We start from the raw sequence: 16,667 nt of genomic DNA, 5'->3' as shown, positions 1-16,667 counted from the left end.
CAGGATAAGGCCGGGTATAGTAGCCCGCTATCGCCCAGGGAGCCGTTTATGCGCCAGAAGCCCACCATACTCGACCGACGGATCGTCGCCACCAGCCGCCTGTTTTGCGTTGAAGAACTGCAATTGCGTTTTTCCAATGGCGTGGAACGTACCTATGAGCGGTTGGCGAGCAAGGGCGCAGGCTACGGCGCGGTGATGATCGTGGCGATGCTCGACGCCGACCACGCGGTGTTGGTGGAAGAGTACTGCGGCGGTACCGATGCCTACGAGCTGTCCCTGCCCAAAGGCTTGATCGAGCCCGGGGAGGATGTGCTGGCGGCGGCTGAACGGGAACTCAAGGAAGAGGCCGGTTTTGGCGCGCGACAACTGGAGCACTTGACCGAGCTGTCATTGTCGCCAGGCTACATGAGCCAGAAAATCCAGGTGGTGCTGGCGACCGATCTGTATGAAGAACGGTTGGAGGGCGACGAGCCCGAGGCGATGCGCGTCGAGAAGGTCAACCTGGGCGAGCTCTGGGCCCTGTCGCAGAATCCACAATTCACCGAAGGCCGGGCGCTGGCGGCGCTGTATCTGGCCCGCGACCTGCTGACCCAGCGTGGAGCCTACCTGCCATGAATTACCCCCATCCCCTGATCGCCCCGGTGCTCGAGCTGGCGCTCAAGGCCGGCGCGGCGATCCTGCCATTCTGGCGAGTCAATGTGGAAGTCGTGCAAAAGGCTGACGAATCACCCGTCACCGCCGCCGACATGGCCGCTCACGATGTCATCGTCGCTGGATTGACCGCGCTGGCGCCGGATATCCCGATCCTTTCCGAAGAGGACGCCAATATTGCACAAAGCGTGCGCGCGACCTGGAAACGCTGGTGGCTGGTGGACCCGCTGGATGGCACCAAGGAATTCATTTCCGGCAGCGAAGAGTTCACCGTCAACATCGCCTTGGTCGAGGAGGGACGGGTGGTGTTTGGCGTGGTTTCGATGCCTACCAACGGGCGCTTTTATGTCGGCGGCGCTGGGCTTGGCGCCTGGCGTGGCGATAAAAATGCCGAGCCTTTGCCCATCGCCGTGCGTAACGTATTGGCGCCAGGAGAAGTGTTTACCATCGTCGCCAGCCGTCGCCACACCAGTGCGGAGCAGGAGCGCTTGTTGGCCGGCTTGAGCGAGAGCCTTGGCGCCTTGCAATTGACCAATATCGGCAGTTCGTTGAAGTTCTGCCTGCTGGCCGAAGGTGCGGCGGATTGCTATCCACGGTTGGCGCCGACGTCGCAGTGGGACACCGCCGCCGCCCAGGGAGTGTTGGAAGGTGCAGGGGGCGAGGTGCTGGACCTGGGCGGCGAACCGTTCTGCTATCCGCCGCGGGAGTCGCTGTTGAATGCTTCGTTCCTGGCTTTGCCGGCGAAGGCTGCATGGCGTAGGAAGTTGTTGGAGCTTGCCCGCGCTTGAACCCACCGTTTTGAAGCGCGAGAGGGCTTGTCGTGGCGAGGGAGCTTGCTCCCGCTGGGCTGCGCTGTAGATACCGTCTTAAGTCTCACCGGGCAAGCGCAAGTTTCGGGTCATATGGCAGTCCTGACTTGAGCACTCCGTAAACGAAGTGCAGCAGTTTGCGCATTGCCGCGCAGATGATTTGTTTGGGGGCCTTGCCGTTGGCCTCCAGGCGTTCTTTCATCGCCATGATCGCCTTATTGTGTTTCAGCGCCACCATGCCAGGCATGTAAAGGCCTGCACGAAGCCGTGCTGACCCGATTCTCGAAATTAGGGTATGACCTTTAAGCTTTCCTGATTCTTGCAGCTTGGGATTCAGCCCCGCAGCGGCGACCAATTGGCGAGGATCGCTGTATTTGCGCAAGTCGCCCAGTTCGGCTAGCAATCGCTCAAGCGTTTTTTGTCCGATACCGTCGATGGTTACGATCAGATCCCGCATCTGACGCATATCCGGGTCGTCATCGATGTGCTTTTTGATCGCCTTATGTGTTTCAACGATCTCTTTTTCGATATGGCGCAGAACGGAGTTGATCGAGTCTTTGACCTTTTCGTCAGACACGTCCAGACGATTAAGCTCCATTTGTTCCATTTCCTGAAGGTCATCCAGGCGGCGCACCATAGCTTTCAACTGGCGATACTTCAGTGGCTCAGGTGCCCATGGCTGAAGCTTCTGATCCTTTTCCCGGGCGAAGTCGGCGATGAGTTTGGCATCGCTTTTATCGGTCTTGATGCGGCGCAGCTCGCTGTCAGCGTACGCTTTGGTCGTAGCCGGGTTCACGACGCAGATTCGGAAGCCTTTGTTGTAAACGAACTCGGCGAGCTCCAAGTGGTAGACGCTGGTGGCTTCCATCACGATCAGGGCCGAACGCTCGACGTTTGTGTCTAGCCAAGCCTCAAACTCTTTAAAACCTTTTGGATTGTTGGCCAGCTTGGCCTTGGTTTTGTGCTTGCCGTTGGGCAGGTGTGTAGCGATATCAAAAGTGTTCTTTGCAACGTCGACGCCAACGAAACCAGACATGATCGTTTCTCCACTTGTTCCCTTTTGCGATCATCACGTCACTCGGTCCAACCTTGCGAATGCGGGCTCTAGCCGGAGGCGGGCCCAAGATACCGTGCGAACTGTACGAGTGAGTGTGGAGGGCTGGAGCACGATCTACATCACAGGCAAAAAGCCTAAGGAGCTGCGCGGCTTCCAAGTCCCTCCCTCGATGATCAGTCGAGAACTATCGCTCCTGACGGAGCGATAGTCGAGATACAAGGAGCTGCCGAGCGAAGCGAGGCTGCGATCTTTTCAAGGCCAATTGAGTCTGGAGTGAAAGATCAAAGATCAAAGGTCAAAAGATCGCAGGCTTCGCCAGCTCCTACAAAGGCCGAACGGGAGCAAGCTCCCTCGCCACGGGTTTTATGCTGCTTTGATCAACGGTGCAGCACGTACTGCCCTTCGAATTGCACCGCCACGTCGTCGCTGTCCACATTCATCACGCGCGTCTGCAGGGCCAGCCGCGCCCGTCCGTAGCGCCGATACGTGGCCAGGAAGCGCTTCCAGGTTTTTTCATCAGGCGCTTCGCAGACGACGTGCGCATCCCGGGTGACCGGCAGCGGATAGCTGATCTGTCCTTCCTGGATCACGATGTGACCGTCCTCGATCCCTTCCTCGCGCAAGGCCAGGTGCAGCCAGCCCCAGCCGCCCAGTACCGCGCCGCAGTACAGGCTGCCGCCGAACATGGTGCTCTTGTGGTTGACGTTGGCCTCGAGGGGCAGGAACAGGCGCAGTTGCCGGCCCTGCCAATCGAGCACTTTCAGGCCCATGTCCTGCGTCAACGGGATGTCCCGGTGCAGAATCGATTCCAGGTAGGTGCTGTCGCGGTTCATGCTGGGCCTCTTGCTTGAAAGGGACGTTGGGCGGGCATTCAATCAGACTCTTCGGCCGGGCCATGGCTGCTATCGAAGGCCAGCCCATGCTTGCGCAACTTGTCGTGCAGGGTCTTGCGCGGGATGCCCAATGCTTCGGCAAGGCTGCGTACCGAACTGTGTGGGCGGGCCAGCTCGGCGGCGATCAAGGTCTTTTCAAAGTTCTCCACCTGCTCGCTCAAGCCGCCGCTGACCACTTCCACCGGCGTGCCCGGATGACTTTCCGGCGCGCTGTTATCCAGGGCCAATTCCAGGCCCAAGGCGAAACGTTCGGCGGCGTTCTGCAACTCGCGCACGTTGCCCGGCCAGCCATGGCGCAGCAGCAGCGCCCGGTGGGCCGGTTGCAGCTCGTGGGGCGGCAGGCCGTGGCGGGCGCTGGCCTCGTCGGCGAAATATTGGAACAGCAACAACACGTCCTCACCTCGTTCGCGCAACGGTGGTATGCGCAGTGGCGCGACGTTCAGGCGGTAATACAAGTCGGCGCGGAACCGCCCCTGATCGGCGGCCTGGCGCAGGTCTTCCTTGGTCGCGGCAATGATGCGGATATCCAGCGGGATCTGCTGGTTGCCACCCAGCCGTTCCACCACGCGTTCTTGCAGCAGGCGAAGCAATTTGACCTGTACGTCCAGGCTCATGCTTTCGATTTCATCGAGGAACAACGTGCCGCCGTTGGCGAACTCGAACTTGCCGATACGGCGTTTCTGCGCGCCGGTAAAGGCGCCGGGTTCGTGGCCGAACAATTCGCTCTCCACCACCGACTCCGCCAAGGCACCGGCATTGATGGCCACGAATGGCCCGTTGCGCCGGCTGGAGAGGTCGTGCAGGGCGCGGGCGACCACTTCCTTGCCGGCGCCGGTTTCACCCAGGATCAGCACATCGGCGCGGGTCGCCGCCAGCGCGCCGATCTGCTCGCGCAGGCGCAACATGGGCGACGATTGGCCCACCAGGCGGGCGCTGAGTTCGTGACGGTCGCTCAGGGCCAGGCGCAGGCTGCGGTTGTCCAGCACCAGGCGGCGCAAGGCCAGGGCTCGGCGAACGCTGTCGAGCAGGTGATCGCTGGCGAACGGTTTTTCCAGGAAGTCGTACGCGCCAGCGCGCATGGCCTGCACGGCGAGCGGTACATCGCCGTGACCGGTGATCAGCAGCACCGGCAGCTCCGGATCCTGGGCGTGCAGTTGACCCAGCAGTTCCAGGCCGTCCATGCCTGGCATGCGAATGTCGCTGACCACCACGCCCGGCCAGTCACGGGGCAACTGCCCGGCCAGGCCATTGGCCTCGCCCAGGGGCAGGATTTTCAGCCCGGCCAGGTCGAGGGTCTGGCTCAAGGCCTGACGCAGATGGGGATCGTCGTCGATCAGCACCACCTCAATCTGGTTGTCGATGGTCATACGCTACGGTCCTCGGAGGGTTGCAGGCTTACCCCGGGCGCGCCCGCGCGCAGCTTCAGGGTGATCAGGGCGCCGCCTTCCTTGTGGTTGGCGAACAACAGCTCGCCGCCAAAGGCGCGCATCAAGGTGTCGCAGATCGCCAGCCCCAGGCCAAGCCCCTGGGTACGGGTCTTGGTGGTGTAGAACGGCTCGCCGGCGCGGCCAAGGGCTTCCATGCAAAACCCCGGGCCGTTATCGCGGATGTACAGGTTGACGCCGGTTTCGGTCGCCTGGGCACTGAGCCAGAGTTTACGTGGAGGGCCTTTTTCGGTCAGCGCATCCAGGGCGTTTGCCAGGAGATTGCCCAGCACCTGGCGCAAACGTGTTTCGCCGGCCTCGACCCACAGGGTGGCGGCCGGCAGATCGCGTATCAGTTCCACTTCCATGCTGCGCCGCCGTTTGGCGAGTAATGCCAGGGCATCGTCCAGCGCTGGTTGCAGGGCGACGCTTTCTGGCGCGTGACGGTCGCGACGGGCGAAGGCGCGCAAGTGGGCAATGATCGACGCCATGCGCCCGGTCAGTTCGTTGATCAGCCTGAGGTTGCCACGGGCGTCTTCGGTGCGCTGGTGATCGAGCAATATCTCGGCGTTTTCGGCATAGCTTCGAATGGCCGCCAGCGGCTGGTTGAGTTCATGGCTGATGCTGGCCGACATGGTGCCGAGTGCCGACAGTTTGCCGGCCTGGACCAGGTCATCCTGGGCCCGGACCAGTTCCTGCTGGGCGTGCTCGCGTTCCAAGACCTCCTGCTTGAGGCGCCGGTTAAGGCCCTCCAGATCGCTGGTGCGTTCCGCGACCCGGCCTTCCAGTTCGTGGCGGGCCTTGGCCTCGAAGGCGATGCGGTCCAGGTAATGGCGCCTGCGCTGCATCATCAGGCCGAGCAACAGCATCAAGACCAGAAGCGCTGCGCCGCCGATGATTACCACCGTGCGCACCGGACGATCGATCAGGGTGCGCGGGGCGAGGATGCTGACGCTCCAGCCTGTTTCTTCGATGGTCTGGGTCTGGGGCAGCCAGGCGCTGGCGTCGAGGTTCAGCGGCTTCGGGTCGCGTGTCGGGTAGGGTTGTATCGCGCTGATCGCCTTGCTTTCCGCCTCGCTCAAGGGGCGGGTCGAGCGGAAACGCCACTCCTGGCGCGAGGTGAGGATAACCACGCCGTTGGGGTCGGTCACCAACAGTTGTTCCGGGGTCTTGCCCCAGAGGCTTTCGGTGTGGTCCAGGTCAACCTTGACCACCAGCACGCCGATGACCTTTTCACGCTCGTGGACTGCCGCGGCAAAGAAATAGCCGCGCTTGCCCGAGGTGGTGCCCAGGCCGAAGAAGCGTCCCAGGCGCCCGGCCATGGCTTCTATGTAGTACGGGCGAAAGGCGAAGTTGCGGCCGACGAAACTGTCATGTTTGTCCCAGTTCGAGGCCGCCAGGGTCTTGCCCGTGGTGTCCATCAAGTACATGACTTCGGCGCCGGTCTGGGCGCTGATGTTCTTCAGCAGCCGGTTGGCATTGCCCTGGGTGACGCCATCGTCCGGTGCCGACAGGGCCGCGCGCAGGGCCGGCAGTTCACCGAGAATCTGCGGCAGCACTTCATAGCGATGCAGGGTGCCCAGCAGGTTCGCGACGTAAAGATCGAGCGTCTGGCGATTCTGTCCGGCCAGCTCGCTGCGGTAATACCGCTCGGCCAGATGCTCCAGCGGCCACAGCAAAGGCGCCAGGCACAATGCGAGCAAGGCCAGGCTGCGCCAACGGGGTCTGCGGGGGAGCGTGGAATTCATGAGCAGGATGCGCCTGTGGTTACAGGCGCATTATGCCTAGGCTTGTCCGGCAAGGCACTGTCGCAAAGCGCTTCGCCAGTCTGGCTGGCTCACGCCCCATTCCTGGAACAGGCGCGTGCAATCGAGCCGCGAGTTCAGCGGGCGCGGCGCCGGAGTCGGGTACTCGCTGGAGGGGATTGGCTCAAGCACGGCGCAAGGCTTGTGCTGCTCCACCAGGTTTTCACCGATGGCCTGGGCGAAGCCGAACCATGACGTCTGGCCCTGGGCCGTCAGATGATAAGTGCCCCAGGCCCCGCACTGTCCGGCCTGCCAGCGCTCGATCAATGTTGCGGTGCTGTCGGCAATGGTGCCGGCCCAGGTCGGTGCGCCGACCTGATCGGCCACCACCCGCAGGTGGTTTTTTTCCTGGAGCAGGCGCTGCATGGTCAGCAGGAAGTTACGCCCGGCATTGGAATACACCCAACTGGTGCGCAGGATCAGGTGCTGCCCGCCCGCCTCGCGGATGGCCTCTTCGCCCGCCAGTTTGCTGCGTCCGTAGACGCTCAGGGGGTTGGGCGCATCATCTTCGGTATAGGGCTCGGGCTTGCGACCGTCGAAGACATAATCGGTGGAGTAGTGAATCAGCGGAATGCCCAGCTCAAGCGCCGCCCGCGCGAGCACGCCCGGTGCCGTGGCGTTGATGGCAAAGGCCCGCTCCGCTTCGCTTTCGGCCTGGTCGACGGCGGTGTAGGCGGCGGCATTGATGATCAGGTCGGGCCGCAATGCATCGATAGGCGCGCGGATGTGATCCGTGCGCGCCATGTCGAGCTGGCCGCTGCCCAGCACGATCAGTTCGCCCATGGCGGCGAGGCGCGTTTGCAAGGCCTGGGAGACCTGGCCGTTCTGGCCGATGATCAGGATGCGCAAGGGGGTACTCATGGGAACAGGTCGGCCTCGCGGAGGGCGCTGCCGGCCTGATCCTTGGCGGACAGGATCGGCGCGCCCTGCAGCTCCCAGTCGATCGCCAGTTCCGGATCGTCCCAGCGAATGCAGCGTTCGGCTGAAGGGGCGTAGTAATCAGTGGTCTTGTAGAGAAAATCGGCTGACGCGCTCAGCACCACGAAACCGTGGGCGAATCCTGGTGGAATCCACAGCTGCCGATGGTTCTGTCCCGACAGGCGTACGCTTGTCCACTGGCCGAAAGTCGGTGAGCTACGGCGAATGTCCACCGCAACGTCCAGGACTTCACCTTCGGTGACGCGCACCAGTTTCCCCTGGGATTGTTCGATCTGGTAATGCAGGCCGCGCAGCACGCCCTTGGCCGAGCGCGAATGATTGTCCTGGACGAACTGCACCACGCGGCCAGTGGCTTCGGCGAATGCCCGGGCATTGAAGCTCTCGTAGAAAAAACCGCGTTCGTCGCCGAAGACCTTCGGCTCGATGATCAGGACGTCCGGCAGGCGGGTGGCGATGATGTTCAACGTGTCTCTCCGGCGATCTTGAACAGGTACTGACCGTAACCGGTCTTGCCAAAATATTGGGCGCGCGCAAGAACGTGCTCTCGACTGACCCAACCTTGCTGGTAAGCGATTTCTTCCAGGCAGGCGACCTTCAAGCCCTGTCGATGCTCAATGGTCTGTACGTATTGCGAGGCCTCCAGCAGGCTGTCATGGGTACCGGTATCCAGCCACGCAAAACCACGGCCAAAACGCTCGACGTGCAAATCGCCGCGTTGAAGATAAGCGTTGTTGACGTCGGTAATCTCCAGTTCGCCTCGTTTGGACGGCTTGATGGTCTTGGCGATCTGTATGACGTCGTTATCGTAGAAATACAGGCCAGTCACCGCGTAGCTGGACTTGGGCTCGGTGGGTTTTTCTTCGATGGAAACGGCGCGTCCTTCCGGGTCGAAGTCGATCACGCCGAAACGCTCGGGGTCCTTGACCCAGTAACCGAACACCGTCGCACCGCGCTCGCGATTGACGGCGGTCTGCAACTGCTCGCCGAAATGCTGGCCGTGAAAGATGTTGTCGCCGAGGATCAAGCACACCGGGTCGCTGCCAATGAATGGCTCACCAATCAGGAATGCCTGGGCCAAGCCGTCGGGGGCTGGCTGTTCGGCGTAGCTGAAATGCACGCCGAACTGAGATCCGTCGCCCAGCAGGTTGCGATATTGCGGCAAGTCCAGCGGGGTGGAGATGATCAGGATCTCCTTGATGCCGGCGAGCATCAGCACCGAGATCGGATAATAGATCATCGGTTTGTCGTAGATCGGCAGCAGTTGTTTCGAAACCCCGAGGGTAATCGGGTGCAGCCGCGTACCGGAACCGCCGGCCAGAACAATGCCTTTCATGCAATCGTATCCTTGTTGTCGAGCGAGCCCAGGCGCTCGCCCTGATAACTGCCATCCTGGACGCGCCGGCACCACGGCAGGTTTTCGAGGTACCACTGCACGGTCTTGCGCAGTCCGGTCTCGAAGGTTTCCGAAGGTGTCCAGCCCAGCTCCCGTTCGATCTTGCCGGCATCGATGGCGTAGCGCAGGTCGTGGCCGGGACGATCCTTGACGAAGGTAATCAGGTCGGCGTAGTGCTCGACGCCCTCGGGCTTGTGCGGAGCCAGTTCTTCAAGCAGTGCACAGATGTTGCGCACCACGTCGATGTTCTTTTGTTCATTGTGGCCGCCGATGTTGTAGGTCTCACCGACCACCCCTTCGGTGACGACTTCGAGCAGCGCCCGGGCATGGTCCTCGACGAACAGCCAGTCGCGCACTTGCAGCCCATCGCCATACACCGGCAGCGGTTTACCGGCCAGGGCGTTGAGGATCACCAGCGGAATCAGCTTTTCGGGGAAGTGAAATGGCCCGTAGTTGTTCGAGCAGTTGGTCAGCAGCACGGGCAAGCCATACGTACGCTGCCAGGCCCGGACCAGGTGGTCGGACGCCGCCTTGCTGGCCGAATACGGTGAGCTTGGGGCGTAGGCGGTGGTTTCGGTGAACAAGTCATCCACGCCGTGCAGGTCGCCATACACTTCGTCGGTGGAAATGTGGTGGAAGCGAAACGCCCGTTTTTGCGGTTCGGCCAGGGTTTGCCAATAGGCGCGGGTGGCTTCCAGCAGGCTGTAGGTGCCGACGATATTGGTCTGGATGAAATCCGCCGGGCCGTCGATGGAGCGGTCCACATGGGATTCTGCGGCCAGGTGCATGATGGCGTCAGGTTTGAATCGCGCCAGCACCGCGCTGATCGTCGGTTGGTCGACGATGTCCGCCTGCACGAACTCGTAGCGGCTATCGTGCTCGATGCTGCTCAGCGACTCCAGGTTGCCGGCGTAGGTCAGTTTGTCGAGGTTCAGCACCTGATGATCAGTGTGGCCAATCAAATGTCGTATTAAAGCCGAGCCGATGAAACCGGCGCCGCCGGTAATGAGAATGCGCATCCGGTTAAGCCTTTTTTCGATAAGACGATACAGCGATGAAGCATAGCTTGTCGGCATGACGAAGAGGGTGCAAGCGAATATCCGCAAGGAGCGCGTCAGCGCAGGCAGGCTATCGACGGAGCAAAAAAGAAGGGGTTGCTAATCCCCCGGCTCAGTGGCGTGATAGGCATCCAAAACAAAACCACTCAGGGGTCGTTGTATGCCGCTCGCTACGTTGGTTCACCGTGCCAGTTTGCCAAGCCCACAGATCAGCGCCGAACAGGCGTTGGTGCTGTTGCGCTTGAATTACGGACTCAGCGGCGACCTGCGACCCCTCGGCAGCCACCAGGACCTCAACTACCGCGTCGATAGCGAGCGCGGTCGGTATGTGCTGAAGATTTGCCATGGCGACTACGCCATCCAGGAACTCCAGGCCCAGCATGCTGCGCTCAAGCAGCTGGCCGGGCACGGCGTGGTGAAAGTGCCCCGCGTCATGGTGGCCAGCAACGGCCAGGACCTGCTGACACTCGAAGTTGCCGGACAAACGGTTCATGTACGCCTGCTGGAATACATCGACGGACAATCCCTGACCCAGCTCAAGCACCTGACCCCCGACCTGGTAACCGGGTTGGGACGGCTGTGCGCGGAGATGAACCTGGCCCTTGCCACCTTCGACCATCCGGGCCTGGAGCGCACCCTGCAATGGGACGCGCGCCATGCCCCGGCGTTGATCGACCACCTGCTGCCTGTCATCCAGGATGACCAGCGGCGCCAATTGATCGCCGATGTCGCGCAACAGGCCGAACGGCACTTGCAGCCACTCAAGGCCAGCCTGCCGATACAGGCGATCCACATGGACATCACGGATGACAACGTGGTCTGGCAGCGCGACGCCCAACGCCAGTGGCAGATGCAGGGCGTGATTGATTTTGGCGACTTGGTCCGCACTTGGCGCATCACCGACCTGTCAGTGACCTGTGCGGCGCTGCTGCACCACGCCGATGGCGATCCGTTTTTCATCCTGCCTGCGATCAAGGCCTATCACTCGACCAATCCGTTGCAGCGCGAAGAACTCCTGGCGCTCTGGCCGTTGATCGTTGCCCGTGCGGCTGTGCTGGTACTCAGCGGCGAACAACAAGTCGCGATCGACCCGGACAACCGATACTCCCGTGACAATCTCGAACATGAGTGGGAAATCTTCAACGTCGCCCGTTCCGTGCCGCTTGAACTGATGGAGACGGCGATTCTCACTGCCGCCGGCCATAGCCTGGCGCCCGTTGCCAACGAGGGCTTCGCGCCGCTGTTGCCGACGCTGGTGGGGCGTGACTTTGCCTTGATCGACCTCGGCGTCCTCAGTCCGCATTTCGAGGCCGGTAACTGGGAGCAGGCGGGGATCGACCAACGCCTGCTGAGCGAAGCCGCCGCCGTACACGGTCTGGCGGCCAGCCGTTACGGCCAGTACCGCTTATCCCGCACCCGGCCAGACAGCGCCGTCGAGCCCGATACTTATCCGCTGCATGTCGAATTGCACGTACCGCAAGGCACACCACTGGAATCGCCCTTCGCCGGCGTGGTGCACAAGGGCGCCGATGGCCTGCTGCGGCTCGATGGCCCGCAGTTGAGCGTGTGCCTGTGGGGCGTGGCATCGTCGTTGCTGCCCGGGGCCGCGCTGGTCAAGGGGCAGGTGATCGGCGAAGTGACCGGGCCGTTGCGGGTCCAACTGTGCCGGGGCGCGCATTTGAATCCTCCGCTGTTCTGCTCGCCGTCGCGGGCGCAAGCGTGGCAAGCGCTATGCCCGTCGCCAGCGGCCCTGCTGGGGCTGGCGTGTGATGCCGAGCCGGAAATCGATCCCGAGGCGCTGCTGGCCCGTCGCGATGCGAGTTTTGCCCGTTCGCAGAAGCACTATTACGTCGATCCACCGCGCATCGAGCGCGGCTGGCGCAACCACCTGATCGACATGCAGGGCCGCTCCTACCTCGACATGCTCAACAACGTCGCGGTGCTGGGCCATGGTCATCCGCGCATGGCGGCGGTAGCGGCGCGGCAGTGGTCGCTGCTCAATACCAACTCGCGCTTCCACTACGCGGCGATCGCCGAGTTCTCCGAACGTCTGTTGGCGTTGGCGCCTTCGAACATGGATCGCGTGTTCCTGGTCAACAGCGGCACTGAGGCCAACGACCTGGCGATCCGCCTGGCCTGGGCCTACAGCGGCGGGCGCGACATGCTCAGCGTGCTGGAGGCGTACCACGGCTGGTCGGTGGCGGCCGATGCCGTCTCGACGTCCATCGCCGACAACCCCAAGGCCCTCAGCAGTCGTCCGGACTGGGTGCACCCGGTCACCGCGCCAAACACCTACCGCGGTGAATTCCGTGGGGCCGACAGTGCGCCGGACTATGTGCGCAGCGTCGAACACAACCTGGCGAAAATCGCCGAGCAGAAACGCCAGCTCGCCGGTTTCATTTGCGAGCCGGTGTACGGCAATGCCGGTGGCATCGCGCTGCCGCCGGGGTACCTGGAGCAGGTGTACGCGATGGTGCGCGAGCGGGGCGGCGTCTGCATCGCCGACGAGGTGCAGGTTGGCTACGGGCGCATGGGCGAGTTTTTCTGGGGCTTCGAAGAGCAAGGCGTGGTGCCGGACATCATCACCATGGCCAAGGGCATGGGCAACGGCCAGCCGTTGGGTGCCGTCATCACCCGCCGGGAGATCGCCGAGGCGCTGGAAGCCGAAGGGTATTTCTTCTCGTCTGCCGGCGGCAGTCCGGTCAGCTGCCAGATCGGCATGGCCGTGCTGGATGTCATGGAGGAAGAAAATCTCTGGGAAAACGCCCAGGTGGTCGGCGGACATTTCAAAGCCCGCCTGGAAGCCTTGATCGACCAGTATCCGTTGGTCGGAGCGGTGCATGGTTCGGGGTTCTACCTGGGCGTGGAGCTGATCCGCAACCGCGACACCCTGGAGCCGGCCACCGAAGAAACCACGGCGCTGTGCAATCGCTTGAGGGAGCTGGGCATTTTCATGCAACCGACCGGTGACTACCTGAACGTCCTCAAGATCAAGCCGCCGATGGTCACCAGCCGTCAAAGTGTGGATTTCTTCGTCGATATGCTGGCGAAGGTATTGGAAGAGGGCTTGTAGCCAATCTGACACGCCACGCTGTTCCCCTGTGGGAGCGAGCCTGCTCGCGAAAGCGGTCGACCAGTCAACTGAAGTGTTTGAATGGTCCTCCGTCTTCGCGAGCAGGCTCGCTCCCACAGGTTTTTCAGGGATTTAAATCGATTTTTGTCGGGTTTTTCAGTGCTATTTATGGGAATTTGGATTTTATTTGCTTTAAAAGCCGATTTTTATCGGCTATAAAGGCGTCTCTGTCCATCGCCCCAGGAGATGATTCATGAGTCGTATCGTTACCGTAGCCGCTACTCAGATGGCCTGTTCCTGGGATCTCGAAGCCAATATCGAGACCGCCGAGAAGCTGGTTCGCCAGGCGGCTGCCCAAGGCGCGCAGGTCATCCTGATCCAGGAGTTGTTCGAAACGCCGTACTTCTGCCAGAAGCCGAACCCGGACTACTTGCAGTTGGCGACTTCGGTTGACGACAACGTTGCCATCAAGCATTTCCAGAAAGTCGCCGAAGAGCTGCAGGTGGTGTTGCCCATCAGTTTTTTTGAACTGGCCGGCCGTGCGCGCTTCAACAGTATTGCGATCATCGATGCCGACGGGCGGAACCTGGGCGTCTATCGCAAGAGCCACATCCCGGACGGTCCTGGCTACCATGAAAAGTACTACTTCAATCCTGGCGATACGGGTTTCAAGGTGTGGAATACCCGCTACGCAAAAATCGGCGTAGGCATCTGCTGGGACCAGTGGTTTCCGGAATGCGCCCGCAGCATGGCGCTGCAAGGCGCGGAAATCCTGCTGTACCCGACCGCCATCGGCAGCGAGCCGCACGACAAGACCATCTCGTCGCGTGAACACTGGCAGCGGGTGCAACAAGGCCATGCGGGCGCCAACCTGATGCCGCTGGTGGCGAGCAATCGCATCGGCAATGAAGAACAGGATGGCTACGACATCACATTCTACGGCTCGTCGTTCATCGCCAATCAGTTCGGTGAAAAAGTCCAGGAACTGAACGAAACCGAAGAAGGTGTGCTAGTACACAGCTTCGACCTCGACGAGCTGGAACATATTCGCAGTGCCTGGGGCACTTTCCGTGATCGGCGTCCGGACCTGTACGGCGCGATCAAAACCCTCGACGGCTCATTGGAGTCCTGATTGATGACAACTTTGCACAGCACTCCGCGCGCGGACGGTTTCCACATGCCTGCCGAGTGGGCAACCCAGAGCCAGGTCTGGATGATCTGGCCCGAGCGCCCGGACAACTGGCGCCTGGGCGGCAAGCCCGCGCAGGCCGCCCATGTAGCGGTGGCCAAGGCTATCGCCCGTTTCGAACCAGTGACCGTGGCGGTGTCTGCGGCCCAATACGAAAACGCCAGGGCGCGCCTCGATGTGCCGAATATCCGCCTGGTGGAAATGTCCAGCGATGACGCATGGGTCCGGGACACCGGCCCGACGTTTGTCATCAACGACAACGGTGAAGTGCGCGGAGTCGATTGGGATTTCAACGCCTGGGGTGGTTTCGACGGTGGCCTGTATTCGCCGTGGAACCGCGATTCGCAAGTGGCCGGCAAGATCCTGGAAATCGAGCGTAGCCAGCGTTACCGCACCGAAGGTTTTGTGCTGGAAGGCGGCTCGATCCATGTCGATGGCGAAGGCACCGTGATCACCACCGAGGAGTGCCTGCTCAACCGTAATCGCAATCCACACATGAGCCGCGAAGAGATCGAGGCCGTGCTCGGCGCCCAATTGGCTGTGGATAAAGTCATCTGGCTGCCGGACGGTCTGTTCAATGACGAAACCGATGGTCATGTGGATAACTTCTGCTGCTACGTGCGGCCTGGCGAAGTGTTACTCGCCTGGACCGACGATCCGCAAGACCCGAACTACGCTCGTTGCCAAGCGGCCATGAACGTCCTGCAAAACAGCACCGACGCCAAGGGTCGCCCGTTCACGGTGCATAAAATGCCGATTCCCGGGCCGTTGTATGCCACCGAAGAAGAATGTGCCGGCGTGGACGCGGTAGAAGGTTCCCAGGAGCGCAATCCGAGCGTGCGACTGGCGGGCTCCTATGTGAACTTCCTGATCGTCAACGGCGGCATTATCGCGCCGAGTTTCGACGACCCGCTGGACGCTACGGCCAGGGAGATCCTGCAGACGCTGTTTCGGCAGCATGAAGTCGTCATGGTGCCGGGACGGGAACTGTTACTGGGGGGCGGAAACATCCATTGCCTTACCCAACAACAACCGGCGCCGCGCATGAAATGAGTGGCTATGTAACAGCCTGGTGATATCAATCGCAGCGGCCCGGTGCCGCTGTTTTTGGATCCATGCAGAGCAAGCCCGCGCCCCAATTGGAGCGCGGGCTTTTTTGTGTCTGGCTTGTTGCCGACGTGATGACATTGGCATAGCTCTTGTATCGGCATACAGGCAGTTCTGAAGAGAGGAGCTGCGTTGTTTTGTCATAAACCTCGGATAAATTGGCCGCTCATCAACCAGGAGGGCGCTGGAATGAACATGATAAGCGAGCGCACATGCCATCCTTTGGCCGTTAATGGTGAGTCGCTCCAAGCCGTGGCGCAGTGGTTGAAGTCCAATGGAACGCGTCAGATCAGGGAGCCTGATCCGCGCCGGACGATCATGGAGCGCTACCCCGCTGGCCTGTTCAGCGAGGCGGAAATGGAAGCGTTGTGGGATGTGATGCAAGGATAGAATTCAACGGATTGATCAAGGCGCTGCTCGAAAGGGCGGCGCTTTTTTATGTCTGTGGATTTCCTGTGGGAGCGGCGGTGCGGCGATCCCACGGATTCGACCGATCCACGAAACAAACTGAACACGGTTCCAGCGTTTTTCCGCGTGCTCCCCAAGGCTAACCTGCCGCTACAGAAACCAGAGCCCCGGCGGAAGTCTTCATGACCCAACTTCACTACATCTACGATCCACTGTGCGGCTGGTGCTACGGCGCCAAGCCGCTGATCCAGGTCGCCAGGACAGTGTTGCCAGTTATTGCCCATGGTGGCGGCATGATGACCGGCGCTAATCGCCAGAAAGTCTCCGCCCAGTTGCGCAATTACGTGATGCCCCATGACCGGAGAATCGCCGAATACACCGGGCAGCCGTTTGGCGAGGCTTATTTCGAAGGGCTTTTGCGGGACGAGGAGGCGATCTTCGACTCGTCGCCTCCGACTGCGGCGGTTCTTGCGGCTGAACAGCTCGATGGCCGAGGCCTGGCGTTGTTGGAGCGCTTGCAAACGGCCCATTACGTTGAAGGCCGGCGAATTGCTGACGAAACGGTGCTATTGGAATTAGCCAACTCCATCGGCTTCGAGGCCGGGGCATTCCGGCGTTCATTCATCGAAGTCGATGTGCAAGCGCATTTCGTTGCAAGCCGGGCCTTGTTGGCCAAGGTTGGCGGGCAGGGTTTCCCGACGCTCGCCCTGGAGCGGGAAGGCCGGCTGACGCTGATCGATATCGGTCCCTGGCTGGGCAAGCCCGAGGCGTTCGCCCAATGGCTGAAGCAAGCCATGCCATTGCACGATTCGGCGCCCGTAGCGGTCTGTGGCCTGGACGGCTGTGCAAACTGATCTGTTC

Annotated in this window: 15 protein-coding genes; 7 read left to right on the top strand and 8 right to left on the bottom strand. The window is 61.4% G+C overall.

What is annotated here, in order from left to right; translation table 11 throughout:
• The first annotated feature begins 48 nt into the window (after nt 1-48).
• Nucleotides 49-615 carry an ADP compounds hydrolase NudE gene (nudE, locus tag M8Q45_RS23345; protein ID WP_249876567.1) on the top strand — a complete coding sequence of 189 codons (567 nt, stop codon included), beginning with the start codon at nt 49-51 and terminating at the stop codon, nt 613-615.
• Nucleotides 612-1,439, top strand: a complete 828-nt coding sequence (cysQ, locus tag M8Q45_RS23340; protein WP_249876566.1) for a 3'(2'),5'-bisphosphate nucleotidase CysQ — start codon at nt 612-614, stop codon at nt 1,437-1,439. Before nudE ends, cysQ begins: the two co-directional genes overlap by 4 nt.
• An 85-nt stretch (nt 1,440-1,524) precedes the next feature.
• Here the strand turns inward: cysQ and M8Q45_RS23335 are convergent, their stop codons facing one another.
• The 8 genes from M8Q45_RS23335 to rfbB all read right to left on the bottom strand — a co-directional run bounded on the left by M8Q45_RS23335 (nt 1,525) and on the right by rfbB (nt 9,990).
• Nucleotides 1,525-2,496: an IS110 family RNA-guided transposase gene (locus M8Q45_RS23335; RefSeq protein WP_249873132.1), complete on the bottom strand. Its 972-nt coding sequence runs from the start codon at nt 2,494-2,496 to the stop codon at nt 1,525-1,527.
• A gap of 398 nt (nt 2,497-2,894) precedes the next feature.
• Nucleotides 2,895-3,350 carry a YiiD C-terminal domain-containing protein gene (locus M8Q45_RS23330; protein ID WP_249876565.1) on the bottom strand — a complete coding sequence of 152 codons (456 nt, stop codon included), beginning with the start codon at nt 3,348-3,350 and terminating at the stop codon, nt 2,895-2,897.
• 38 nt (nt 3,351-3,388) lie between these two features.
• Nucleotides 3,389-4,777 (bottom strand): sigma-54-dependent transcriptional regulator, encoded by a 1,389-nt coding sequence (locus M8Q45_RS23325; protein ID WP_249876564.1) that lies wholly within the window; start codon nt 4,775-4,777, stop codon nt 3,389-3,391.
• Nucleotides 4,774-6,582 carry a sensor histidine kinase gene (locus M8Q45_RS23320; RefSeq protein ID WP_249876563.1) on the bottom strand — a complete coding sequence of 603 codons (1,809 nt, stop codon included), beginning with the start codon at nt 6,580-6,582 and terminating at the stop codon, nt 4,774-4,776. Before M8Q45_RS23320 ends, M8Q45_RS23325 begins: the two co-directional genes overlap by 4 nt.
• A gap of 36 nt (nt 6,583-6,618) precedes the next feature.
• Entirely contained in the window at nt 6,619-7,500 is an 882-nt protein-coding gene (gene rfbD / locus M8Q45_RS23315) for a dTDP-4-dehydrorhamnose reductase (protein ID WP_249876562.1), read from the bottom strand.
• Nucleotides 7,497-8,042, bottom strand: coding sequence for a dTDP-4-dehydrorhamnose 3,5-epimerase (rfbC, locus tag M8Q45_RS23310; protein WP_249876561.1), 546 nt, complete (start codon nt 8,040-8,042; stop codon nt 7,497-7,499). Before rfbC ends, rfbD begins: the two co-directional genes overlap by 4 nt.
• Nucleotides 8,039-8,911: a glucose-1-phosphate thymidylyltransferase RfbA gene (gene rfbA / locus M8Q45_RS23305; protein ID WP_249876560.1), complete on the bottom strand. Its 873-nt coding sequence runs from the start codon at nt 8,909-8,911 to the stop codon at nt 8,039-8,041. The genes rfbC and rfbA overlap by 4 nt, the downstream gene beginning before the upstream one ends.
• Nucleotides 8,908-9,990: a dTDP-glucose 4,6-dehydratase gene (gene rfbB, locus M8Q45_RS23300; RefSeq protein ID WP_249876559.1), complete on the bottom strand. Its 1,083-nt coding sequence runs from the start codon at nt 9,988-9,990 to the stop codon at nt 8,908-8,910. Before rfbB ends, rfbA begins: the two co-directional genes overlap by 4 nt.
• A 199-nt stretch (nt 9,991-10,189) precedes the next feature.
• On the opposite strand from rfbB, the gene M8Q45_RS23295 reads away from it, so the two are divergent.
• The 5 genes from M8Q45_RS23295 to M8Q45_RS23275 all read left to right on the top strand — a co-directional run bounded on the left by M8Q45_RS23295 (nt 10,190) and on the right by M8Q45_RS23275 (nt 16,660).
• Nucleotides 10,190-13,102 (top strand): aminotransferase, encoded by a 2,913-nt coding sequence (locus M8Q45_RS23295; RefSeq protein ID WP_249876558.1) that lies wholly within the window; start codon nt 10,190-10,192, stop codon nt 13,100-13,102.
• 253 nt (nt 13,103-13,355) lie between these two features.
• Nucleotides 13,356-14,234 carry an N-carbamoylputrescine amidase gene (aguB, locus tag M8Q45_RS23290; protein ID WP_249876557.1) on the top strand — a complete coding sequence of 293 codons (879 nt, stop codon included), beginning with the start codon at nt 13,356-13,358 and terminating at the stop codon, nt 14,232-14,234.
• 3 nt (nt 14,235-14,237) lie between these two features.
• On the top strand, nt 14,238-15,344 hold the full coding sequence (gene aguA / locus M8Q45_RS23285; RefSeq protein ID WP_249876556.1) for an agmatine deiminase: 1,107 nt from the start codon (nt 14,238-14,240) through the stop codon (nt 15,342-15,344).
• Nucleotides 15,345-15,587: 243 nt separating this feature from the next.
• Nucleotides 15,588-15,788: a hypothetical protein gene (locus M8Q45_RS23280; protein WP_030141521.1), complete on the top strand. Its 201-nt coding sequence runs from the start codon at nt 15,588-15,590 to the stop codon at nt 15,786-15,788.
• Between the two features lie 200 nt (nt 15,789-15,988).
• A complete protein-coding gene (locus M8Q45_RS23275) occupies nt 15,989-16,660 on the top strand; it encodes a DsbA family protein (protein ID WP_249876555.1) in 672 nt (223 codons plus the stop codon).
• Nucleotides 16,661-16,667 lie beyond the last annotated feature (7 nt).

The organism is Pseudomonas sp. T1.Ur (assembly GCF_023516725.1).
In the GTDB taxonomy this organism is placed as follows: Bacteria; Pseudomonadota; Gammaproteobacteria; order Pseudomonadales; family Pseudomonadaceae; genus Aquipseudomonas; species Aquipseudomonas alvandae.
The sequence above is the reverse complement of the archived record's forward strand: the minus strand, read 5'-3'. Positions and strand labels throughout refer to the sequence as shown.